Here is a 22,165-nt window from a genome sequence, read left to right as displayed (position 1 = left end):
AATCTCGCTGCACAAACAGCCGGTTTGGCGTTCAACGTCAATGGGTTGTCAGCAGTTCCAAACACAGACTGGAGATCAGTTGATGATTTACGAAGGTAAAGCCATCACGGTTAAAGAGATCGACGGTGGGATCGCTCAGTTGGACTTTGACTTGCAAGGCGAGTCAGTCAATAAGTTCAACCGTCTCACCATCGAAGAGCTGGGCGCCGCAGCTGAAGCACTTAAATCCCAGAAGAACCTGAAGGGGCTGGTTGTAACCAGTTCCAAGGATAGCTTCATTGTCGGTGCGGATATCACCGAGTTCACTGAGCTGTTTGACGGTTCCGAGGAAGAACTTGTTGCCAATAATCTGAAGGCGAACGCAATATTCAGCGCCATCGAAGACTTGCCATTCCCGACCGTTACCGCAATTAACGGTATCGCGCTGGGTGGTGGTTTCGAAATGTGTCTGGCAACCGACTACCGGGTTATGGCTCCCAAGGCCAAGGTAGGTCTGCCGGAAGTTAAGCTGGGTATCTTCCCGGGCTTCGGCGGCACTGTGCGTCTATCCCGTCTTGTGGGCGTAGACAACGCGGTTGAGTGGATTGCAGGTGGTACTGAAAATCGTGCCGATGCTGCTCTGAAAATCGGCGCCGTTGATGCAGTAGTGGCTGATGATGAGTTGGTTGCGGCCGCTGTTGCCATTATCAATCAGTGCAACGAAGGCAAGCTGGACAACCTGGCTCGTCGTGAAGAGAAGAAAAGCAAGATCAAACTGAATGCCATGGAAAGTATGATGGCATTTGAAATTTCCAAGGCGTTCGTTGCTGGTAAAGCAGGCAAGAACTACCCAGCGCCTGTGGAAGCGATTAAGACCATGCAGAAGCATGCAGGTATGACTCGTGACAAGGCTATTGAAGTAGAGGCCAAAGGCTTCGCAAAAATGGCCAAGACGAATGTTGCTGCCTGTCTGGTTGGTCTGTTCCTGAATGATCAGGCGTTGAAGAAAAAAGCCAGCGCTTGGGAAAAAGAAGCGTCTGAAGTGAAACTGGCAGCAGTATTGGGTGCTGGTATCATGGGTGGCGGTGTTGCTTATCAGTCTGCACTGAAAGGCACTCCGATCATCATGAAGGACATTAATCAGGATGGTATCGCTCTGGGTCTGAATGAAGCCAAGAAACTTCTGACCAAGCGTGTCGATAAAGGCCGGATGAATGCCGGTAAGATGGCAGACGTTCTGAATAGTATTACTCCAACCCTGAACTACGGTGATTTCAAGAACGTAGACCTGGTTGTTGAAGCAGTTGTTGAAAATCCGAAAGTAAAAGATGCGGTATTGCGTGAAACCGAAGAAATGGTTCGCGATGACGCAATTCTGACTTCGAACACGTCTACTATTTCCATCAACCTTCTGGCCAAAAACCTGAAGCGTCCGGAAAATTTCTGTGGCATGCACTTCTTCAACCCGGTACACATGATGCCGCTGGTTGAGGTTATCCGTGGCGAGAAAACCAGTGACCGGGCTATTGCGACCACTGTGGCTTACGCCAAGGCGATGGGCAAGACTCCGATTGTTGTAAACGATTGCCCGGGCTTCCTCGTGAACCGTGTTTTGTTCCCATATTTCGGCGGTTTTGTTGGTCTGGTGCGTGACGGTGCTGACTTCCAGAAAGTCGACAAGGTTATGGAGAAATTCGGTTGGCCTATGGGGCCTGCATACCTGCTGGACGTTGTAGGCATGGATACCGGCAAACACGCTGGCGAAGTTATGGCCGAGGGCTTCCCGGATCGTATGAAGCATGCAGAAACCACTGCTATCGACGTCATGTTCGAGAACAACCGTTACGGTCAGAAGAACAACGTTGGTTTCTACAAGTATGAACTGGACCGCAAAGGTAAGCAGAAAAAGGTTGTCGATGAAGAAACCTACAAACTGCTGGAGCCGGTTGTTCAGGGTAAAAATGAGTTCAGCGAAGAAGACATCATTGCTCGCATGATGATTCCGTTGTGCCTGGAAACTGTGCGTTGCCTGGAAGATGGCATTGTGCAAGACCCAGCTGACGCGGATATGGGCCTGATCTTCGGTATCGGCTTCCCGCCGTTCCGTGGTGGTGCCCTACGCTACATCGATGATATGGGTGTAGATAAGTTCGTTGAACTGGCAGACAAGTTTGCAGATCTGGGTCCTCTGTATCACCCGACCGAGAAGCTGCGTGAAATGGCCAAGACTGGCAAAAAGTTCTTTGGCTAACCCTGAACGAGATTTCCGAACGGAGAAAGATCAATGAGCCTTAATCCGAGAGACGTTGTCGTCGTCGATTGCGTGCGGACTCCGATGGGTCGTGCCAAAAACGGTTGTTTCCGTAACGTACGTGCGGAAACCCTGTCGGCTACGCTGATCGACGCACTGTTCGAGCGCAATCCTGAGCTCGACCCGAAAGAAGTTGAAGATGTTATCTGGGGCTGTGTGAACCAGACTAAAGAACAGGGCTTTAACGTGGCCAGGCAGATTTCTTTGCTGACCCGTATCCCGCACGAGTCTGGAGCCCAGACCGTAAACCGTCTGTGTGGTTCGGCTATGAGTGCCATCCACACCGCTGCCCAGGCTATCATGACTGGTAACGGTGATGTGTTCGTAGTTGGTGGTGTTGAGCATATGGGTCATGTTCCTATGACGACTGGCTTCGACCACAACCCGGCTGCGTCCAAGTACACTGCAAAAGCATCCAATATGATGGGGCTGACTGCAGAAATGCTGGCGAAAATGCACGGTATCACCCGTCAGCAGCAGGACGAGTTCGGCGCCCGGTCTCACCGCCTTGCACATGAAGCTACGCTGGAAGGCCGATTCAAGAACGAAATCGTACCTATCGTAGGTCACGATGAGAACGGCTTTGTGAAGCTTATCGAAGAAGATGAGACCATTCGTCCGGAAACGACTGTTGAGTCTCTGGGCCAGCTGCGTCCGGCGTTTGATCCCAAGAACGGTACTGTGACTGCTGGTACTTCTTCTCAGCTAACTGACGGCGCTTCTGCAATGGTTCTGATGTCTGCAGAGCGTGCTGAAGCGCTTGGCCTGAAACCAATGGCCAAGATCCGTAGCATGGCTGTGGCCGGTTGTGATCCCGCAATTATGGGTTACGGTCCTGTACCGGCAACCAAGAAAGCATTGAAGCGTGCAGGCCTGAAAGTTGAAGATATCGACTTCTGGGAGCTGAACGAAGCCTTTGCTGGCCAGTCCCTGCCAGTTCTGAAAGATCTGAAACTGCTGGGCGTTATGGAAGAGAAGGTTAACCTGAATGGCGGCGCGATTGCCCTTGGCCATCCGCTGGGCTGTTCCGGTACCCGTATCTCCACCACACTGCTGAACGTAATGCAGGCTAAAGGCGGTAAGCTTGGTGTTTCCACCATGTGTATCGGTCTCGGTCAGGGCATTGCCACTGTGTGGGAGCGTCTCTGATCTGTAATTTCTGATCAGTAACGTTCACTCAGAAGGCCCGGCTTACGCCGGGCCTTCCTGTTTGTGGTGGGGATTACCAGCGCCAAAAATTTAAAAAAAGGCTAACTGAAGTCAAATAATGGGTTGTCTTGCTATTCTTGACCCTGTAAAACAGTGGCCTATACACAATGGCAGCCTCTATGTTTTCCAGTTGCCTGATTTTTATGCGAGTTTACGGTTTGTTCAGCGATTAACCAATTCGCCGCCAAGGATATAGATCTCCGATATGGGTAAAAGTCTCGTTATTGTCGAGTCTCCAGCGAAAGCGAAGACCATCAACAAGTATCTGGGCTCGGACTTCATTGTTAAGTCCAGTGTCGGCCACATTCGTGACCTGCCAGTCAGTGGCAGTGGTAGTCAGTCTGACCCTAAAGAACGGGCAAAGCAGGCGGCTGCTACTCGAAAGTTGAGCCCGGAAGAAAAGGTCATACACAAAAAACGCAAGGCCAGAGAACAGCTGGTTGCCCGCATGGGTGTCGACCCCGACCATGACTGGAGTGCCCGGTACGAGATTTTGCCTGGTAAGGAAAAGGTCGTTAGCGAGTTAAAGCGCTTGGCTAAATCAGCTGACCATATCTATCTCGCAACGGATTTGGATAGGGAAGGGGAAGCCATTGCCTGGCACCTTCAGGAAACGATTGGTGGTGAGCCTGAAAAATATCGGCGAGTGGTGTTTAACGAGATAACTAAACGCGCCATTCAGGATGCCTTCAAAGATCCAGGCAACCTGGATAAAGATCGTGTTAATGCACAACAAGCCCGTCGTTTCCTTGATCGAGTCGTGGGCTATATGGTTTCGCCGCTGCTCTGGAGTAAAATAGCCCGAGGCTTGTCGGCTGGACGGGTTCAGTCTGTAGCGGTCCGGCTGATTGTTGAGCGCGAACGCGAGATTCGGAAATTTGTTCCGGAGGAATTCTGGCAGTTGCATGCCGATCTCGGCGCGAAGGGGGCAAAAGCGCCTGTTCGTTTTGAAGTGACGCGGTATAACGATAAGCCGTATCGCCCGGTTAACGAAACGCAAAGCAACGAGCATGTTGCTCGCTTGAAAGAGGGTGACTTCAAGGTTGCCAAGCGTGAAGATAAGCCAACACGCTCTAAGCCGTCCGCACCGTTCATTACTTCGACGTTGCAACAAGCCGCCAGTAACCGAATGGGTTTTAGTGTCAAGAAAACGATGATGCTGGCCCAGCGCCTGTATGAAGCCGGTTTCATTACCTACATGCGTACCGACTCAACCAACCTGAGTAAGGATGCCGTTGAAAGCTGTCGTGAGTTTGTCGGAAAGCAGTTTGGTGAACGTTACTTGCCGGATGCTCCTCGCCTGTATGGTAGCAAGGAAGGCGCTCAGGAGGCGCACGAGGCTATTCGTCCGTCGGATGTGACTCGCAGGCCTACTGACATTTCCGGGCTCGAGAAAGATGCTGAGAAGCTCTATGATCTGATATGGCGCCAGTTTATTGCTTGTCAGATGGCAGATGCTGAATTTCTGAGCACATCGATTGTGATCGCTAATGGCGATTACGAGCTTCGTACCCGTGGTCGTATCGTAAAGTTCGAAGGCTTCCTGAAAGCTGCGCCCCAGTCATCAAAGAAAGACGAAGATGTGGCATTGCCGGACATCAAAGTGGGCGAGGCGCTTGATCTCAGAAAGCTTGATCCGACACAGCATTTTACCAAGCCATCCCCACGCTATACCGAGGCCAGCTTGGTCAAAGAATTGGAAAAGCAGGGGATTGGTCGGCCATCGACCTACGCATCCATTATTTCGACCATTCAGGATCGGGGCTATGTGCGCCTGCAAAACCGTAGATTCTATGCAGAAAAGATGGGAGAGATTGTTACTGAGCGCTTGGCAGAATCCTTCCCCAATCTGATGGATTATGATTTTACGGCTCGTCTTGAAGATGAGCTGGATCACATTGCCGGTGGCGAGGTGAACTGGAAGAAAGTTCTTAATGATTTCTATGCCAAATTCCGTAGTCAGCTTGAAAGTGCTGAGCAAACGGAAGGCGGAATGCGGACGAACAACCCGACAGAAACAGATATTCCGTGCCCGAGTTGCGGCCGGAATATGCAGATTCGAGTTGCAAGTACCGGAGTGTTTCTTGGGTGTTCCGGCTACTCTCTGCCTCCTAAAGAGCGCTGCAAAACAACCATCAACCTGGTGTCCGGGGATGAGGTTGTCAGTGCTGATGAGGACGTGGAAGGGGAAGGTGAAACCCGCCTCCTGCGAAAAAAGCGCCGGTGTGCCAAGTGCGGCACTGCGATGGACAGTTACTTGATCGATGAAGCTCGCAAGCTCCATGTCTGTGGCAATAACCCTGATTGTTCTGGCTACGAAGTTGAGCAGGGGACTTTTCGTATTAAGGGTTACGATGGTCCGACATTAGAGTGCGACAAGTGTGGCTCCGAAATGCAGCTGAAGACTGGCCGGTTCGGCAAGTACTTTGGTTGTACCAATGCTGAATGTAAAAATACCCGTAAGTTGTTGAAGAGTGGTGAGCCTGCGCCCCCCAAAATGGACCCGGTGCCTATGCCAGAACTTCAGTGCCTTAAGGTGGATGACACCTATGTTTTGCGGGATGGAGCTTCTGGTCTGTTTCTGGCTGCGAGTAAATTTCCGAAAAACCGGGAAACCAGGCCACCACTGGTGATGGAGATCAAGCCACATCGTAAGGAAATTGATCCGAAGTACGATTACTTGATGGATGCGCCTGAGAAAGATCCTGAAGGCAACCCTTCGGTGATCCGTTACAGCCGGAAATCCAAAGAGCAGTATGTGATGTCCGAAAAAGACGGTAAGGCGACTGGCTGGTCTGCCTGGTACGAAAACGGGCGCTGGGTTCCAAGAGATAAGAAAAAGTAAATGTTCATATACGAAACTCACGAAGGTATCGGGGTTGGCTGATCTTTCGTGAGTTTCGTTGTCGGTTGTTATTTATTGCGCAGTCGCTGTATCAGTGATGATGTGTCCCAGCGGTTACCTCCCATCTTCTGAACGTCTCCGTAAAACTGGTCGACCAGTGCGGTCACCGGCAACGTTGAGCCATTTCGGCGCGCTTCTTCCAGGCAAATACCCAGATCCTTGCGCATCCAGTCGACAGCAAAACCGTGGTCAAATTCGGCATCGATCATGGACTCGGAGCGGTTTTCCATCTGCCAGGATTGGGCGGCTCCTTTGGAGATCACCTCTACAACTTTATTCGCATCCAGCCCAGCCTGCTCTGCAAAATGCAGAGCTTCTGATAGCCCCTGGATCAGTCCTGCAATGGCTATCTGGTTTACCATTTTGGTTTTCTGGCCGCACCCTGTCGGTCCCATCAGGTTGAGTGCGCGGGCGTAATGGGCCATGACGGGAGCGGCTTTTTGGTAGTCTTCTTCTCGGCCACCGCACATGATGGTGAGCTTGCCATTTTCTGCTCCTTGCTGACCGCCTGATACGGGAGCATCGATAAAGCCCTGGCCAGCCATGCTGGCGACAGATGCCAGGTGTTCAGCGATACCGGCAGAAGCTGTGGTGTGATCAACCAGTACGGCCCCTTTGGCTGTATTTTCAATAATCCCTCCAGATCCTTCATACACTGATATAAGGTCTTTATCTGCACCTACGCAGGTAATCACCAGGTCTGAGCCTTGAACGGCCTCGGCTATTGTTTTACAGCCTGTACCGGGATGTTCGTTTGACCATTGTGTGGTTTTTTCCTCAGTACGATTCCAAACGCGAACGGATAAGCCTGCCTTCGCCAGGTGTCCGGCCATGGGGTAGCCCATCACTCCCAGACCGATAAAAGTTACAGTTAATGCCATTATTGCGCTCCCGGTTTTCGTGTTTAAGTGATTGACTGGGATAGTCCTGATGGATGAATCCAGATGAAGAGGATTGCTGAACCTCCGAGTGTACTTCGAGTTGGCCGGGTATTCATGTTTATGCGCTGGAAACAAAGTAAGAATCTATTTATGAGCTAAGTCACAACGGCGCTTATATTGTGGGCTAAACCTATGAATTTTATGGATCTTGGTGTTTCAGGTTTCTATACTCCGCAGTCTTTCGGCACTGGCGAACAAAAAATGACTTCCATGACCCGTATATTTCGTTATGGCCCTGTACATTCCTGATGACTGGTGCGGGCAGGGATGCGAATCAATGGCTCGCTGTTGTTTTTCTTAAGGGGATAGTATGAATTTAATCTATAAGCATGAAAGGCCGTTGGTGACGGTTACAGCTGCTATTGCAGCGATTGTTTGGCTGGCTTTATTCTTCGGCACGTTTGGGTTAGTTCTGGTTTATCTGCTCGTGGGTTATGTGTTTTTTCTGTTTGCTCATTCAGCTTTTATTTCCCATCTGAAAGGTTCCGGTGTTCGTATCAGTCAAGAGCAATACCCAGATCTTTACGAGAGCCTTTTAAGGTCATGCAAGGCGGTGGGTGTTACAGAAGTTCCTGAAGCATATTTGTTGCGCACGGATTTCTTTAACGCGCTGGCCACCAGGTTTCTTGGAAGACATTTTGTCGTGCTGTTTACCGATGTTGTTGATGCCTTGGAGGATCAGCCGGGGGCTATTGATTTTTATATTGGTCATGAACTTGGGCATATTCATCGCAAGCATTTGACCTGGCGTCTATTTCTGATGCCGGGGGCCTGGCTTCCAATAATTGGGCCAGCCTTGCGCCGGGCAGAGGAGTATACGTGCGACCGTTATGGCGCGGCTTGCTGTCAATCCTCTGATGATATCAAGTCAGCGTTGGCGGCTATTGCGGCTGGGGATACACGCTGGAAGACTATGAATGTTGATGCCTATGTCCGGCAGATTTCTGAGACGGGTGGTTTCTGGATGTCATTCAATGAGTTGACGGGAGATTACCCATGGCTGACAAAGCGCATGGCGTCAGCGATCGCATTTTCTGAGGGAAGAGAGGTTGTACACCCTGGTCGCAGTCTTCCTGCGTGGCTACTGGCCTTGTTTGTACCTCGCCTTGGGGCTGGAGGCGGGCCTGTTTCGCTTCTGATGGCGATAGCAATTGTCGGTATTCTGGCCGCTGTTGCGATTCCGCAATACCAGGACTACACAGAGAGGGCGCGCTTTCTGGGGGCTTATTACAGTGCGTTGGAAGTTCAGGCATCAGTTGATGCGTACGTAGAGAAATATCAAGAGTGGCCTGTCGCTATGCAGGATATGGGGTATCCCGAATCCACGCTGGACGATGTTTCAAATAATTATTCAATCGATGTGTACGACGGTGGAGTGATCGGTGTTGAAATGGGTATGGACGAGCAGGGTGAATTCGAATACATCGTGCTTGAACCTAGCGTTTCGGACACCGGTTTGAGCTGGGTTTGCTACGGTCAAAATGTATCGGAGGAATGGTTGCCGGCCAATTGCCGATAGCTACGCTTGTGTCATAGGTTGATTGATGCAATTAAAAAGGCCGCTGAAATCAGCGGCCTTTTTATATCTTCCTGACATTCCCAGAGAATTATTTCGTTGGGTAGTCACGCTTAGGCGAGCCAGTGTACAGCTGACGCGGACGACCAATGCGGTAGTTGCCGCTGACCATCTCGTTCCAGTGTGAGAACCAGCCAATAGTCCGGGACATCGCGAAAATGACGGTAAACATGGATGTTGGGATACCGATGGCTTTCAGGATGATTCCGGAGTAGAAGTCTACGTTCGGGTAAAGCTGGCGTTTGACGAAGTATTCGTCTTCCAGGGCGATTTTTTCCAGACGTTGTGCAATTTTCAGCAGAGGATCATTTTCCAGGCCGAGTTCTTGCAGAACCTGATGAGCGGTTTCGCTCATCACTTTGGCGCGTGGGTCAAAGTTCTTGTAAACCCTGTGACCAAAGCCCATTAGGCGGAATGGGTCATCTTTGTCCTTCGCTTTCGCAATGAACTTCTCGATATTGGATTCATCACCGATTTCAGCCAGCATGTCCAGAACGGCTTCATTCGCGCCGCCATGAGCCGGGCCCCAAAGGGCGGCGATACCAGAAGCGATACACGCGTATGGGTTGGCGCCTGTAGAGCCTGCCAGGCGTACCGTCGAGGTGGATGCATTTTGTTCGTGATCCGCGTGCAGGATAAAGATTTTATCCATAGCGTTGGCCAGAACCGGGTTCGGTTTGTACTCTTCGCAAGGAGTACCGAACATCATCTGCAGGAAATTCTCTGCATAGGACAGGTCGTTGCGCGGATACACGAACGGCTGGCCGGCAGAATACTTATAGCACCAAGCTGCAATGGTAGGCATTTTGGCAATCAATCGATGGCCGGTGATCTCGCGCTGCTTAGGGTCGCTGACGTCCATCTGGTCGTGATAAAACGCAGATAGAGCACCAACCACGCCGCACATGATTGCCATTGGGTGCGCATCACGGCGGAAGCCGTTGAAGAAATTGCGCATCTGGTCGTGCAGCATTGTGTGGTTTTTGACGGTGTCGTGGAAGCGCTTGTTTTCTTCCTTGCTTGGCAATTCGCCATGCAGGAGCAGGTAGCATACTTCAAGGAAGTCAGATTGCTCGGCGAGCTGGTCGATCGGGTAACCCCGATGCAAGAGTACGCCGTTAGCGCCATCAATATAGGTTATGGCTGATTCGCAGGCTGCCGTTGAGACAAACCCCGGATCGTAGGTGAAAACGCCTTCCTGGACTAGCCCGCGTACGTCAATAACGTCAGGGCCGACGGTGCCGGAATAAACCGGAAGCTCAATGGACTTGTCTCCCACCGAGAGCGTGGCTTTCCTGTCGGTCATGGTGCTCTCCTATTTGATTAGCTTATACAGCTCTTTGCATTTATAGATGCGCGAGAAGGCGCGTATTATCGCAAAACTGGCGGCAAAATATAGGGCGTTAGCTTTTTTTGTCAATCTATTGGAGGCGAAAAGCGTGTTTTCATTTTTTGTTGACCTGTCTAAAAGAGCGCAATTCCAGTGCTTTGGAGTCAAAAGATGATTTGTCAATAAGCTGAATAGAGGGGGTGGTTCAGCGGCTGGCAAGGCTTTTCAGGTTGTTGCAAGTTTGTAATTACCGGGGCGTCTCCTTATAATCCGTAGCCCGGAATAGGGGATGCGCCTGCCTGCAGGCTACAGCATAGCAAGCTATCGGGTTGTCATCCGCCCTCCTGAACCAATCGGTTATCGGTATCGTATCGATTCTCCGGTCCCAACATACTAACCATCCGCTGCCAGAATATCGGTTTTGCGGAACCAAGAGAGAGTGTGAGAGCGCTGTGAATAGCAAACGACCAGTAAATCTCGATCTCGGCAAGTTCCATTTTCCGCTGCCAGCCATTACATCGATCCTGCATCGCATCAGCGGCATCATCATCTTTGTGGGTGTTGCTTTCCTGATGTACGGCCTGGATCTCTCCCTGTCCGGAGAAGATGGCTTCAACCGTGTAAATGAACTGCTGAACAGCTTCCTGGCAAAGCTGATTACCTGGGGCATCCTGTCTGCTCTGCTATACCACCTGGTTGCGGGTATTAAACACCTGCTGATGGATGCTGGTATCGGCGAAGAGCTTGAAAGCGGTCGCCTTGCCGCGAAAACCACACTAGTGGTTTCCATTGTTCTCATTATTCTGGCAGGAGTCTGGGTATGGGCATGAACAGTGTAACTAATCTTGGTCGTAACGGTGTTCAAGACTGGATTATCCAGCGCGCTACCGCTTACATTCTTGCGCTCTACACCTTGTTCCTGCTTGGGTTTTTTGTAACTACTGATGTTGATTACCAGGCCTGGTCTGCGTTGTACGGTCAAGGCTGGTTCAAGGTCTTCAGCCTGCTGGCGCTGCTATCTATCGCAGGACACGCATGGGTTGGTTTGTGGACAGTTTCCACGGATTACATCAAAGCAGCACTTCCACGCTTCCTGCTTCAGGCGGCCTGCATACTCGTTTTGTTTGTGTATGTTGTGTGGGGCATTCAGATTCTTTGGGGGCTTTAATCGATGGCTAACATCAAAACCATGTCTTACGACGCGATTGTTATCGGTGGTGGCGGAGCTGGTATGCGAGCCGCCCTGCAGCTGACAGAGTCGGGCCTTAACACCGCGTGTATCACGAAAGTATTTCCAACCCGTTCGCACACGGTGTCTGCCCAGGGTGGTATCACTTGTGCGATTGCAAGCGCTGACCCCAACGACGATTGGCGCTGGCACATGTATGACACCGTCAAGGGTTCCGACTACATCGGCGACCAGGACGCTATCGAATACATGTGTTCTGTAGGTCCTCAGGCGGTATTTGAGCTTGAGCATATGGGGTTGCCGTTCTCCCGTACTGAACAGGGACGTATTTATCAGCGTCCTTTCGGTGGTCAGTCCAAAGGTCCTGATAACCCAACTCAGGCTGCGCGCACCTGTGCAGCGGCTGACCGTACGGGGCATGCATTGTTGCACACTCTGTACCAGGCGAACCTGAAAGGCGGTACCAGCTTCCTTAATGAATGGTACGCTGTTGATCTGGTTAAGAACGCCAAGAATGAAGTGGTTGGTGTTGTTGCGATTGAAATTGAAAGCGGTGAAGTGGCTTATATCAAAGCCAAAGCAACTGTTCTGGCGACCGGTGGCGCCGGACGTATTTATGCTTCTACTACCAACGCTCTGATCAACACTGGTGACGGTATTGGTATGGCGTTGCGTGCAGGCTTCCCTGTCCAGGACATGGAAATGTGGCAGTTCCACCCAACTGGCATTCACGGTGCCGGTGTACTGGTAACGGAAGGTTGCCGGGGTGAGGGTGGTTATCTGATTAACGCCGAGGGCGAGCGCTTCATGGAGCGTTATGCTCCGAACGCAAAAGACCTGGCTGGCCGTGATGTTGTGGCTCGCTCCATGGTTCTGGAAATTCTTGAAGGGCGTGGTTGTGGTCCCGATAAAGATCACGTACTGCTGAAGCTTGATCATCTGGGTGAAGAGACCCTGAACCTGCGTCTGCCAGGTATTTGTGATCTGTCCCGTACCTTTGCGCATGTCGATCCGGTAAAAGAGCCGGTTCCGGTTGTGCCTACTTGTCACTACATGATGGGCGGCATTCCGACCAATGTGGGTGGCCAGGCTCTGACTCAAGACGAAAACGGCAACGATCAGCCGATTCCTGGTCTGTTTGCATGTGGTGAGGCGGCTTGTGTGTCTGTACACGGCGCAAACCGCCTGGGCGGCAACTCGCTGCTGGATCTTGTGGTATTCGGTCGTGCGGCGGGTCTGCACATCGAGGAACAGATTCGTGGCGGTTTCGAGGTTGATGGTGCGAGCGATGAAGATATCAAGCGTGCCATGGCTCGCCTTGATCGTCTGAACAACACCAAAGAAGGTGAGGATGTTGCTCAGGTTCGTAAGGATCTTCAGAACTGCATGCAGCTTTACTTCGGCGTGTTCCGCGATGGTGAGAGCATGGAGAAGGGGTTGAAGCTGCTGGAAGAAATTGGTGAGCGTGTTCGCAAGACCAGGCTGACTGATACCAGTAAGGCCTTTAATACTGCCCGCATTGAAGCACTGGAACTGGACAACCTCTACGAAGTTGCCTATGCCACAGCGCATTCTGCGATTGTGCGTAAAGAAAGTCGTGGGGCTCATGCTCGTAACGACTTCACTGAGCGTGATGACGAGAACTGGCTGAAGCACTCCATGTACTTCCCGCTAGAAAAGCGTGTTGGCAAGCGTGATGTAAACTTCGCACCGAAAACAGTTCCGACCTTCGAGCCGAAAGTCCGGACCTACTAAGGGGGTATCCAGAAAATGTTGGTAAGTCTGTACCGTTATAACCCGGAAACTGACAACGCCCCTTACATGCAGGACGTTGAGATTGAATTGCCAGCAGGTAAAGATCTGATGGTTCTGGATGTCTTGGCACTGGTCAAGGAAAAGGATCCTTCGGTTGCATTCCGTCGTTCCTGCCGTGAGGGTGTTTGTGGCTCCGATGGCATGAATATGAATGGCAAGAATGGTCTTGCTTGTATCACTCCGGTTTCTGAAGTGGTCAAGAATAACAAGCTGGTTCTGCGTCCACTGCCGGGGCTGCCGGTTATCCGTGACTTGGTTGTGGATATGGGGCTGTTCTACAAACAGTACGAAAAAATCATGCCGTACCTTGTTAATGACACCCCGGCGCCTGCTATTGAGCGCCTGCAGACTCCGGAAGAACGTGAGAAGCTGGACGGCCTGTACGAGTGTATTCTCTGTGCATGCTGTTCTACTGCTTGTCCGTCTTTCTGGTGGAATCCGGATAAGTTCATTGGCCCATCAGGCCTGTTGCAAGCATACCGCTTCCTGGTTGATAGTCGTGATACGGCTCAGGCCGAGCGTCTTGCTGAGCTTGATGATCCGTTCAGCGTATTCCGCTGCCGGGGCATTATGAACTGTGTGAGTGTTTGTCCGAAGGGCCTCAATCCCACTAAGGCGATTGGTCATATTCGGAATTTACTGCTGCAAAGGACCACCTGAGCAGCAAATTGTGAAGAAACAGCTATACTGGCTCTTCAGTGCCAGTTAGCAACCCTGAAGGCCTCGCTTATGCGGGGCCTTCAACCAAAGGCTTATAGTCAAAAGTCTTACCAAGGTGCAAACTGGTCGCGCTGCCTGGTTGCCTTATCCTGGTTCCTTGCAGTATCGCTGAGTATAAAAATCACAGGGGACGGAAAACATCCTTGCAGGGTGTGGTGGCCAAAAGTCATGCCGTAATATCCCGTATTGACTGAGAAATACCCCTGGCCGACCATACCCGCTCCCCCGCACCAGCCCAAGGTGAGCTATTCAAAATGCACGAAAGCATCATGGAGCAGTTATGGCAGACTTCCCTCTTGCAGGGTGGAAATCTGGCCTATGTTGAACAGCTTTTTGAAACCTACCTGACAGACCCCAATGCTATTCCTGAAGAGTGGCGGAGTTACTTTGACAAGCTCCCCAGCATCGATGGCCAACATGGCCCGGATGTTGTTCACTCAACCATCCGTGAACAGTTTGAACATATCTCCCGAAATCAGCGATTTTTGGCGAATGGCGGCGTGCCGGCCAGCGCTACTTCAGATGCTGATAAAAAGCAGATTCGTGTTCTACAACTGATCAACGCGTACCGTTTTCGCGGTCATCAGGAGTCAAAGCTTGATCCACTGGGTGTCTGGCAGCGTGAACCTGTTGAAGATCTGGATCCGGCTTTTCATGAGTTGGGCCCATCAGATCTCGACTTGGAGTTTCAGACAGGCTCTTTGAGTTTTGGCTCTGAGACGATGAAGCTCAGAGACATTGTTGATGGTCTGCGTCAGACCTATTGCGAAAGTATCGGTGCAGAGTACATGCACGTTGTTGATACGCGCATAAAACGTTGGTTCCAGCAGCGTATGGAGCCCGTTCGCTCTCGTCCTGAATACGAGGTCGAAACCCGGAAGCATTTGCTTGAGCGCCTAACGGCAGCAGAAGGTCTTGAAAAGTACCTCGGGTCTCGCTACCCGGGTGTGAAGCGTTTTGGTCTGGAAGGTGGCGAAAGCCTTATTCCTTGCCTGGATGAACTGATTCAGCGAGCCGGCTCTTATGGCGCCAAAGAAATCGTTTTGGGTATGGCACACCGTGGCCGCCTAAACGTTCTGGTTAATACGCTCGGTAAGAATCCGAAGGAATTGTTTGACGAATTCGAGGGTAAGAAACTCGCGGATTCCGGCTCAGGTGATGTGAAATACCACCAGGGCTTCTCCTCTAATGTTATGACTCCAGGTGGCGAAGTTCATTTGGCCATGGCATTTAACCCGTCGCACCTAGAAATCGTTTCTCCGGTGGTAGAAGGATCGGTGCGTGCCCGTCAGGATCGCCGTGGTGATACAGACGGCAGCAAGGTCGTACCGATTGTGATGCACGGTGATGCGGCCTTTGCCGGGCAGGGTGTTGTGATGGAAACCTTCCAGATGTCTCAGACCCGAGGCTTTGGTGTAGGTGGCACCATCCACATTGTGATCAATAACCAGGTTGGCTTTACCACAAGCAAACAGGAAGACGCCCGTTCTACTGAATACTGTACCGACGTGGCGAAGATGGTTCAGGCGCCGATTCTGCACGTAAACGCCGATAACCCGGAAGCTGTCCTTTTTGTTACCCAGATGGCCATGGACTACCGCAACGAATTTAAGCGGGATGTGGTGATTGATCTGGTCTGCTATCGTCGTCGGGGTCACAACGAGGCCGATGAGCCGGCAGCAACTCAGCCGCTGATGTATGACAAGATCCGTAAGCTGAGCACCACACGCAATATTTATGCTGAGCGTTTGGTTGAAGCCGGTGTCATCACTGAAGAAGAAGCTAAACAGATTGAAACTGACTACCGTGATGCGCTGGATAAAGGCGAGCACGTTGTGAAGTCGTTGGTGAAAGAGCCAAATAAAGAGCTTTACGTTGACTGGACTCCATACCTTGGTCACGAGTGGACGGCTAAGTGCAAAACCAGCGTGCCTCTGAAAACTATTCAGAAATTAGGTAATAAGCTGACCCAGGTTCCGGAAGGCTTCAGCATTCAGCGTCAGGTATCCAAGATCGTTAACGATCGGGAGAAAATGACTGCAGGTGCCATGGCCATGAACTGGGGTTACGGTGAGATGATGGCTTACGCTACCTTGCTGAATGAAGGGCACCCGATCCGGCTGACCGGTCAGGACGTGGGCCGGGGTACCTTCTCGCATCGCCATGCGGTATTGCATAATCAGAAAGATGGTTCCACCCATGTTGCGCTGAAAGAGCTTGCTGAAGACCAGCCGAGGTTTGAAATTTATGACTCGCTGTTGTCAGAAGAAGCTGTCATGGCGTTTGAATATGGCTATTCAACAACCAAGCCTGACGGGTTGGTTGTTTGGGAAGCTCAATTTGGCGATTTCGCTAATGGTGCACAGGTGGTTATCGACCAGTTCCTGACCAGTGGCGAACATAAGTGGGGCCGGTTGTGTGGCCTGACTCTGTTGCTGCCTCATGGGTATGAAGGACAGGGTCCGGAGCACAGTTCAGCTCGTATGGAGCGTTTCCTGCAAATGTGTGCTGAGCACAATATTCAGGTTTGTGTTCCCACTACGCCGTCTCAGGTGTTCCATATGCTGCGTCGTCAGGTTAAACGTCCGCTGCGTAAGCCGCTGGTTGCAATCACGCCGAAGAGCTTGTTGCGTCATAAAGAGGCTATCTCTAGCTTGGATGACTTGACGTCAGGCACATTCCAGACAGTATTGCCAGAGAAGGAACCGTCTGATCCGAAGAAGATCACGCGCCTGATTATGTGCAGTGGCAAGGTTTATTACGATCTGCTGGAAAAGAAAAAAGCAGATGAGCGTGATGATGTTGCGATTGTCCGTATTGAGCAGCTGTATCCATTCCCGAGCGACGATCTTGATGAAATTCTGGGTCAGTATGCGAGGCTCAAGAATGTTGTCTGGTGTCAGGAAGAACCAATGAACCAGGGAGCCTGGTACTGCAGTCAGCACCATATGCGTAATGCGTTGCAACGCCTGAACCCAAAACTATACCTTCAGTATGCCGGTCGTGAGCCTTCCGCTGCTCCTGCGTGTGGACATATGTCTGTACACATTGAAGAGCAAAAGAAACTAGTCAACGACGCGTTCGAAATCTGACGAGCTACCGAGCTAAGGAATCGTAATGTCAACAGAGATAAAAGCCCCCGTTTTCCCTGAGTCGGTTGCCGAAGGCACCGTAGCGACCTGGCACAAGCAACCAGGTGAAGCCTGCTCACGTGATGAGCTGATTGTCGATATCGAAACCGACAAAGTCGTGCTCGAAGTGGTTGCACCGGCTGATGGTGTGATCGAAGAAATCCTGAAAGGCGAAGGCGATACCTGCGAAAGCGGTGAAGTTATCGGCAAATTTAAAGCTGGCGCGGCCGGCTCGTCCAAGCCTGCTGAAACCAAAGCTGAAGAGAAAACCGAAGAGCCTCAGGAAACATCGACTTCCGGTGATGCCATTCTCAGCCCGGCAGCTCGTAAGCTGGCGGAAGAGAATAATGTCGATCCGAGTGCCGTTAAAGGCACGGGAAAAGACGGTCGTGTTACCAAAGAAGATGTTCAGAATCATATTGATAGCAGCAAGTCTTCAGATTCTGTTCCGGCTAAGCCTGCCGCTGCGCCGGCGGCATTGGATGTTGCTCAGGGCGAGCGTGTCGAGAAGCGCGTTCCGATGACCCGTTTGCGTGCCAGCATTGCTAAGCGTCTGGTTGACGCTCAGCAAACCGCTGCCATGCTGACTACCTTTAATGAAGTCAACATGGCGCCAATCATGGAGCTGCGTAAGCAGTACCAGGAAAGTTTTGTTAAGCGTCACGGGATCAAGCTTGGCTTTATGTCGTTTTTCACTAAGGCTGCTACCGAAGCGTTGAAACGTTTCCCGGCAGTTAACGCTTCTATTGATGGTAACGACATGGTTTACCATGGTTATCAGGATATCGGTGTTGCCGTATCAACTGACCGTGGCCTGGTTGTGCCTGTTGTTCGCGATGTCGATGCACTGGGCTTGGCAGATATTGAGAAGAAAATTGTCGAATACGGTACCAAGGCAAAAGGTGGAAAACTGGGCATCGAAGAGATGACGGGCGGAACCTTCACCATCACGAACGGTGGTATTTTTGGGTCGTTAATTTCTACTCCGATTCTGAATCCGCCGCAGACAGCAATCTTGGGTATGCATAAAATTCAGGAGCGCCCGATGGCGGTGAATGGCAAGGTTGAGATTCTGCCGATGATGTACCTGGCGCTATCATACGATCACCGTATGATCGACGGTAAGGAAGCCGTTCAGTTCCTGGTGGCCATCAAGGAAATGCTTGAAGACCCGGCTCGCATCCTGCTGGACGTGTAAGCTGACATTCAACGAATCTGAGAACAGGAAAGATTATGTCCGATAAGTACGATGTCATTGTGATTGGTGCCGGCCCCGGTGGTTATGTGGCCGCTATCAAAGCTGCTCAACTGGGTCTGAAGACTGCGTGTGTTGAGTCCTGGACTGCTGAAGATGGGAAAAGTCAGGTGCTTGGCGGTACCTGTCTGAACGTTGGCTGTATTCCGTCCAAAGCGCTGCTGGAAGTCACGCACAAGTTTGAGGAAACCAGTCACGATTACGAATCCATGGGTATCATGGCGAAAGACGTCGATATCGATGTTGCCAAGATGATGGAACGTAAGGTTGGGATCGTTAAACAACTGACCGGTGGTATTGCCGGATTGTTTAAAGCCAATGGTGTTACTTCTATTCATGGTCACGGCAAATTGTTGGCCGGCCGTAAGGTTGAAGTTACTGATAAAGACGGTAAAACCACGACCTACGAAGCTGATAACGTTATTCTGGCAAGCGGCTCCAAGCCTATCGAAATCCCGCCAGCACCATTTGATGGTGAATACATTGTTGATTCCGAAGGTGCACTTGAGTTCACTGAAGTGCCGAAGCGCCTTGGCGTAATTGGTGCGGGTGTTATCGGTCTTGAGCTGGGTAGTGTCTGGGCTCGCCTAGGTGCTGAAGTGACCATTCTTGAAGCGCAGAGCAGTTTCCTGCCAGTGGTTGATCAGCAAATTGCTAAAGACGCGCTTAAGCAGTTCAAAAAGCAAGGCCTGAATATCATCACTGGTGCCCGTATGACGGGTGCTGAAGTGAAGCGTAAGCTGGTTTACGTGAACTACGAAGATTCCAAGGGTAAGCAGGAAGCGAAGTTCGATAAGCTGATTGTTGCCGTTGGTCGTCGTCCCTACACTGACGGACTGTTGGCTGAAGATTCCGGCGTTAAGCTTGATGAGCGTGGCTTCATTTTTGTTAATGATCACTGCAAAACCGAAGCGCCGGGCGTATGGGCTGTTGGTGATATCGTTCGCGGACCTATGCTGGCACACAAAGCGTCCGAGGAGGGCGTGATGGTTGCTGAGCGTATTGCAGGCCATAAGCCTCAGGTTAACTACGACTGTATTCCGAATGTGATTTATACCACTCCGGAAGTAGCCTGGGTTGGCAAGACTGAAGAGCAGCTGAAGGCAGAAGGTGAAGACTACAATGTAGGCACCTTCCCGTTTGCGGCAAACGGTCGTGCTATGGCGGCTAATGCGACCGCAGGTATGGTGAAGATCCTTGCTGATGCTAAAACTGACCGAATTCTGGGCTTCCACGTTGTAGGTCCTCAGGCTTCCGAGATCGTAGCTCAGGGCGTTATTGCCATGGAGTTCGGTTCTACAGCAGAAGATTTGGCTCTGACCTGTTTTGCGCACCCGACTTTGTCTGAGTCTGTGCATGAAGCAGCGTTGGCTGTTGGTGGCGGCGCAATTCACATTGCAAACCGTCGCAAAAAGAAGTAACGCAAACCCGGATGCAGGGGCGCCCTTGATGGCGCCCCTTTATCATAATAAGAACTGATTTCCGGTTGCGATCATGGTGAGCTGAGGTGATCCCCTGCTCATCGAATCGAATTCGCGTTTAAGGCTCCCTGTGTGGGGAGTGGCGGGTTCATATCCGTACGTGGTTATCCTCCATCAAAAAGCGGGACATTAACTATGAATTTGCATGAATATCAGGGCAAACAGCTTTTCGCTGAATATGGCTTGCCTGTCTCAAAGGGCATCGCCTGCGATACCCCGGATGAAGCTGTTGCAGCTGCAGAGAAAATTGGCGGAGACAGCTGGGTAGTCAAAGCCCAGGTTCACGCTGGCGGCCGCGGTAAAGCCGGTGGTGTAAAGCTGGTCAAGAATACTGACGACATCCGCGCGTTCGCTGAGCAGTGGTTAGGTAAGCAGTTGGTTACTTTTCAGACTGACGAGCATGGCCAGCCGGTCAGCAAAATTCTTGTTGAATCCCTGACGGACATTGACCAGGAGCTGTACCTGGGCGCAGTTGTTGATCGCGGTAGTCGTCGCATTGTATTTATGGCCTCTACTGAAGGCGGTGTTGAAATTGAGACCGTTGCAGAAGAAACGCCTGAAAAAATTCTGAAAGCCGAAATTGATCCTCTCGTTGGTGCGCAGCCATATCAGGGGCGTGAGTTGGCCTTCAAGCTGGGCTTGGAAGGTAAGCAAATTGGTCAGTTCACCAAAATCTTCCTGGGTCTGGCTAAGCTGTTCGAAGACTATGACCTTGCGCTTCTGGAAATCAACCCGCTCGTTATTACTCCAGCGGGTGATCTGCATTGTCTGGATGCCAAGATTGGTGTTGATGGCAACGCTTTGTACCGTCAGAAGAAGCTTCAGGAAATGCGTGACCCTTCACAGGAAGACGCTCGAGAAGCAGAAGCAGCAGCGTGGGAACTGAACTACGTTGCCCTCGACGGCAATATTGGTTGCATGGTTAACGGCGCCGGTTTGGCGATGGGCACCATGGATATCATCAAATTATCTGGTGGCCGTCCTGCCAACTTCCTGGACGTTGGGGGCGGTGCTACCAAAGAGCGTGTTTCCGAAGCGTTCAAAATCATCCTGTCTGATGATGCTGTACAAGCAGTTCTGGTTAACATCTTCGGCGGTATTGTTCGCTGTGACATGATCGCTGAAGGTATCATCGGCGCGGTTAAAGAAGTTGGCGTTAAAGTTCCCGTGGTTGTTCGTCTTGAAGGTAACAACGCTGAACTGGGTTCAAAGGTATTGGCTGATAGTGGCCTGAACATCATCGCCGCCAGCAGCCTGGCCGATGCTGCAGAGCAAGTCGTTAAAGCCGCAGGGGGTAAATAATGAGCATCCTGATTAATAAAGACACCAAGGTTATCTGCCAGGGCTTTACCGGCGCACAGGGTACCTTCCACTCTGAGCAGGCGATTGAATACGGCACTAAGATGGTGGGTGGCGTTAGCCCGGGTAAGGGTGGTACTACACACCTGGGCCTCCCGGTATTCAACACCGTGCGTGACGCTGTAGAAAAGACCGGTGCTCAGGCAACTGTGATCTATGTTCCGGCTCCGTTCTGTAAGGATGCCATCATTGAAGCAGCAGATGCTGGCCTTGAGCTGATTGTATGCATCACCGAAGGTATTCCGACCATCGACATGCTGTACGCTAAAGAATACGTTGATCGTAAAGGCGTACGCATGATCGGGCCTAACTGCCCGGGTGTGATTACTCCTGGTGAGTGCAAGATCGGTATCATGCCAGGCCATATCCATAAGCCAGGCAAGGTCGGTATTGTTTCCCGTTCCGGTACTCTGACTTACGAAGCTGTCAAGCAGACTACTGACTTTGGCTACGGCCAGTCTACCTGCGTAGGCATTGGTGGCGACCCGATTCCGGGCTCTAATTTCATCGATATCCTTAAGCTTCTGCAAGAAGATCCGCAGACTGAGGCCATCGTGATGATCGGTGAAATTGGTGGAACGGCTGAAGAAGAGGCGGCTGCATTCATCAAAGAGAACGTTACCAAGCCTGTGGTTTCCTACATTGCCGGCGTTACTGCGCCCCCAGGTAAGCGGATGGGCCACGCCGGTGCTATCATCTCTGGTGGTAAAGGTACTGCAGACGAGAAGTTTGCGGCTCTGAATGACGCCGGTGTTAAAACTGTGCGTAGCCTGGCTGAGATCGGCAAGGCACTGAAGGAAGTGACTGGCTGGTAAGCCAATTCATTGCCTTTAACAAAACCCCCGGATTCGTATGAATTCCGGGGGTTTTGCGTTATTGGCTTACTGTTTTATAAGTGTTTGCTTAACGCGGCCGGGTGTTGCGACTATAATGGCCGGTCAGCCTGGTTTATGAGGCCGTATGT

15 protein-coding genes are annotated in these 22,165 nt (G+C 51.3%); 13 read left to right on the top strand and 2 right to left on the bottom strand.

Annotated features, from left to right (window positions below):
- The first annotated feature begins 82 nt into the window (after positions 1–82).
- The 3 genes from fadB to topA all read left to right on the top strand — a co-directional run bounded on the left by fadB (position 83) and on the right by topA (position 6,344).
- On the top strand, positions 83–2,230 hold the full coding sequence (gene fadB, locus ABYA77_RS00310) for a fatty acid oxidation complex subunit alpha FadB (protein WP_372963934.1): 2,148 nt from the start codon (positions 83–85) through the stop codon (positions 2,228–2,230).
- Positions 2,231–2,263: 33 nt separating this feature from the next.
- Complete coding sequence (fadA, locus tag ABYA77_RS00305) at positions 2,264–3,439, top strand: acetyl-CoA C-acyltransferase FadA (RefSeq protein WP_372963933.1); 1,176 nt, start codon at positions 2,264–2,266, stop codon at positions 3,437–3,439.
- 265 nt (positions 3,440–3,704) lie between these two features.
- On the top strand, positions 3,705–6,344 hold the full coding sequence (gene topA, locus ABYA77_RS00300; RefSeq protein ID WP_372963932.1) for a type I DNA topoisomerase: 2,640 nt from the start codon (positions 3,705–3,707) through the stop codon (positions 6,342–6,344).
- Between the two features lie 68 nt (positions 6,345–6,412).
- Here the strand turns inward: topA and ABYA77_RS00295 are convergent, their stop codons facing one another.
- Positions 6,413–7,285, bottom strand: a complete 873-nt coding sequence (locus tag ABYA77_RS00295; protein ID WP_372963931.1) for an NAD(P)-dependent oxidoreductase — start codon at positions 7,283–7,285, stop codon at positions 6,413–6,415.
- 370 nt (positions 7,286–7,655) lie between these two features.
- Here ABYA77_RS00295 and ABYA77_RS00290 point away from each other — a divergent pair, with 370 nt between their 5' ends.
- Positions 7,656–8,864 carry a M48 family metalloprotease gene (locus ABYA77_RS00290; protein WP_372963930.1) on the top strand — a complete coding sequence of 403 codons (1,209 nt, stop codon included), beginning with the start codon at positions 7,656–7,658 and terminating at the stop codon, positions 8,862–8,864.
- Positions 8,865–8,952: 88 nt separating this feature from the next.
- Here the strand turns inward: ABYA77_RS00290 and gltA are convergent, their stop codons facing one another.
- On the bottom strand, positions 8,953–10,227 hold the full coding sequence (gene gltA, locus ABYA77_RS00285; protein WP_372963929.1) for a citrate synthase: 1,275 nt from the start codon (positions 10,225–10,227) through the stop codon (positions 8,953–8,955).
- Positions 10,228–10,703: 476 nt separating this feature from the next.
- Here gltA and sdhC point away from each other — a divergent pair, with 476 nt between their 5' ends.
- The 9 genes from sdhC to sucD all read left to right on the top strand — a co-directional run bounded on the left by sdhC (position 10,704) and on the right by sucD (position 22,016).
- Positions 10,704–11,081 (top strand): succinate dehydrogenase, cytochrome b556 subunit, encoded by a 378-nt coding sequence (gene sdhC, locus ABYA77_RS00280; protein WP_372963928.1) that lies wholly within the window; start codon positions 10,704–10,706, stop codon positions 11,079–11,081.
- Positions 11,078–11,419 (top strand): succinate dehydrogenase, hydrophobic membrane anchor protein, encoded by a 342-nt coding sequence (gene sdhD / locus ABYA77_RS00275; protein ID WP_372964119.1) that lies wholly within the window; start codon positions 11,078–11,080, stop codon positions 11,417–11,419. The genes sdhC and sdhD overlap by 4 nt, the downstream gene beginning before the upstream one ends.
- 3 nt (positions 11,420–11,422) lie before the next feature.
- Positions 11,423–13,195: a succinate dehydrogenase flavoprotein subunit gene (gene sdhA / locus ABYA77_RS00270; protein WP_372963927.1), complete on the top strand. Its 1,773-nt coding sequence runs from the start codon at positions 11,423–11,425 to the stop codon at positions 13,193–13,195.
- Between the two features lie 15 nt (positions 13,196–13,210).
- Complete coding sequence (locus ABYA77_RS00265; RefSeq protein WP_372963926.1) at positions 13,211–13,915, top strand: succinate dehydrogenase iron-sulfur subunit; 705 nt, start codon at positions 13,211–13,213, stop codon at positions 13,913–13,915.
- A 314-nt stretch (positions 13,916–14,229) separates the two neighbouring features.
- Positions 14,230–17,067, top strand: coding sequence for a 2-oxoglutarate dehydrogenase E1 component (locus ABYA77_RS00260; RefSeq protein ID WP_372963925.1), 2,838 nt, complete (start codon positions 14,230–14,232; stop codon positions 17,065–17,067).
- A gap of 25 nt (positions 17,068–17,092) precedes the next feature.
- Entirely contained in the window at positions 17,093–18,304 is a 1,212-nt protein-coding gene (gene odhB, locus ABYA77_RS00255) for a 2-oxoglutarate dehydrogenase complex dihydrolipoyllysine-residue succinyltransferase (RefSeq protein WP_372963924.1), read from the top strand.
- 35 nt (positions 18,305–18,339) lie between these two features.
- Entirely contained in the window at positions 18,340–19,782 is a 1,443-nt protein-coding gene (gene lpdA / locus ABYA77_RS00250; RefSeq protein ID WP_372963923.1) for a dihydrolipoyl dehydrogenase, read from the top strand.
- Between the two features lie 195 nt (positions 19,783–19,977).
- Positions 19,978–21,144, top strand: a complete 1,167-nt coding sequence (gene sucC, locus ABYA77_RS00245; RefSeq protein WP_372963922.1) for an ADP-forming succinate--CoA ligase subunit beta — start codon at positions 19,978–19,980, stop codon at positions 21,142–21,144.
- A complete protein-coding gene (sucD, locus tag ABYA77_RS00240; protein WP_372963921.1) occupies positions 21,144–22,016 on the top strand; it encodes a succinate--CoA ligase subunit alpha in 873 nt (290 codons plus the stop codon). Before sucC ends, sucD begins: the two co-directional genes overlap by 1 nt.
- The last annotated feature ends 149 nt before the right edge of the window (positions 22,017–22,165 follow it).

Source organism: Marinobacter sp., assembly GCF_041595835.1.
Taxonomy (GTDB): domain Bacteria; phylum Pseudomonadota; class Gammaproteobacteria; order Pseudomonadales; family Oleiphilaceae; genus Marinobacter.
This window is presented reverse-complemented; position numbering and strand designations above follow the sequence as displayed.

Coding starts and splice junctions, on each gene's coding strand:
- fadB (WP_372963934.1), top strand. CDS start 83: ATGATTTACGAAGGTAAAGCCATCACGGTTAAAGAGATCGACGGTGGG.
- fadA (WP_372963933.1), top strand. CDS start 2,264: ATGAGCCTTAATCCGAGAGACGTTGTCGTCGTCGATTGCGTGCGGACT.
- topA (WP_372963932.1), top strand. CDS start 3,705: ATGGGTAAAAGTCTCGTTATTGTCGAGTCTCCAGCGAAAGCGAAGACC.
- ABYA77_RS00295 (WP_372963931.1), bottom strand. CDS start 7,285: ATGGCATTAACTGTAACTTTTATCGGTCTGGGAGTGATGGGCTACCCC.
- ABYA77_RS00290 (WP_372963930.1), top strand. CDS start 7,656: ATGAATTTAATCTATAAGCATGAAAGGCCGTTGGTGACGGTTACAGCT.
- gltA (WP_372963929.1), bottom strand. CDS start 10,227: ATGACCGACAGGAAAGCCACGCTCTCGGTGGGAGACAAGTCCATTGAG.
- sdhD (WP_372964119.1), top strand. CDS start 11,078: ATGAACAGTGTAACTAATCTTGGTCGTAACGGTGTTCAAGACTGGATT.
- sdhA (WP_372963927.1), top strand. CDS start 11,423: ATGGCTAACATCAAAACCATGTCTTACGACGCGATTGTTATCGGTGGT.
- ABYA77_RS00265 (WP_372963926.1), top strand. CDS start 13,211: ATGTTGGTAAGTCTGTACCGTTATAACCCGGAAACTGACAACGCCCCT.
- ABYA77_RS00260 (WP_372963925.1), top strand. CDS start 14,230: ATGCACGAAAGCATCATGGAGCAGTTATGGCAGACTTCCCTCTTGCAG.
- odhB (WP_372963924.1), top strand. CDS start 17,093: ATGTCAACAGAGATAAAAGCCCCCGTTTTCCCTGAGTCGGTTGCCGAA.
- lpdA (WP_372963923.1), top strand. CDS start 18,340: ATGTCCGATAAGTACGATGTCATTGTGATTGGTGCCGGCCCCGGTGGT.
- sucC (WP_372963922.1), top strand. CDS start 19,978: ATGAATTTGCATGAATATCAGGGCAAACAGCTTTTCGCTGAATATGGC.
- sucD (WP_372963921.1), top strand. CDS start 21,144: ATGAGCATCCTGATTAATAAAGACACCAAGGTTATCTGCCAGGGCTTT.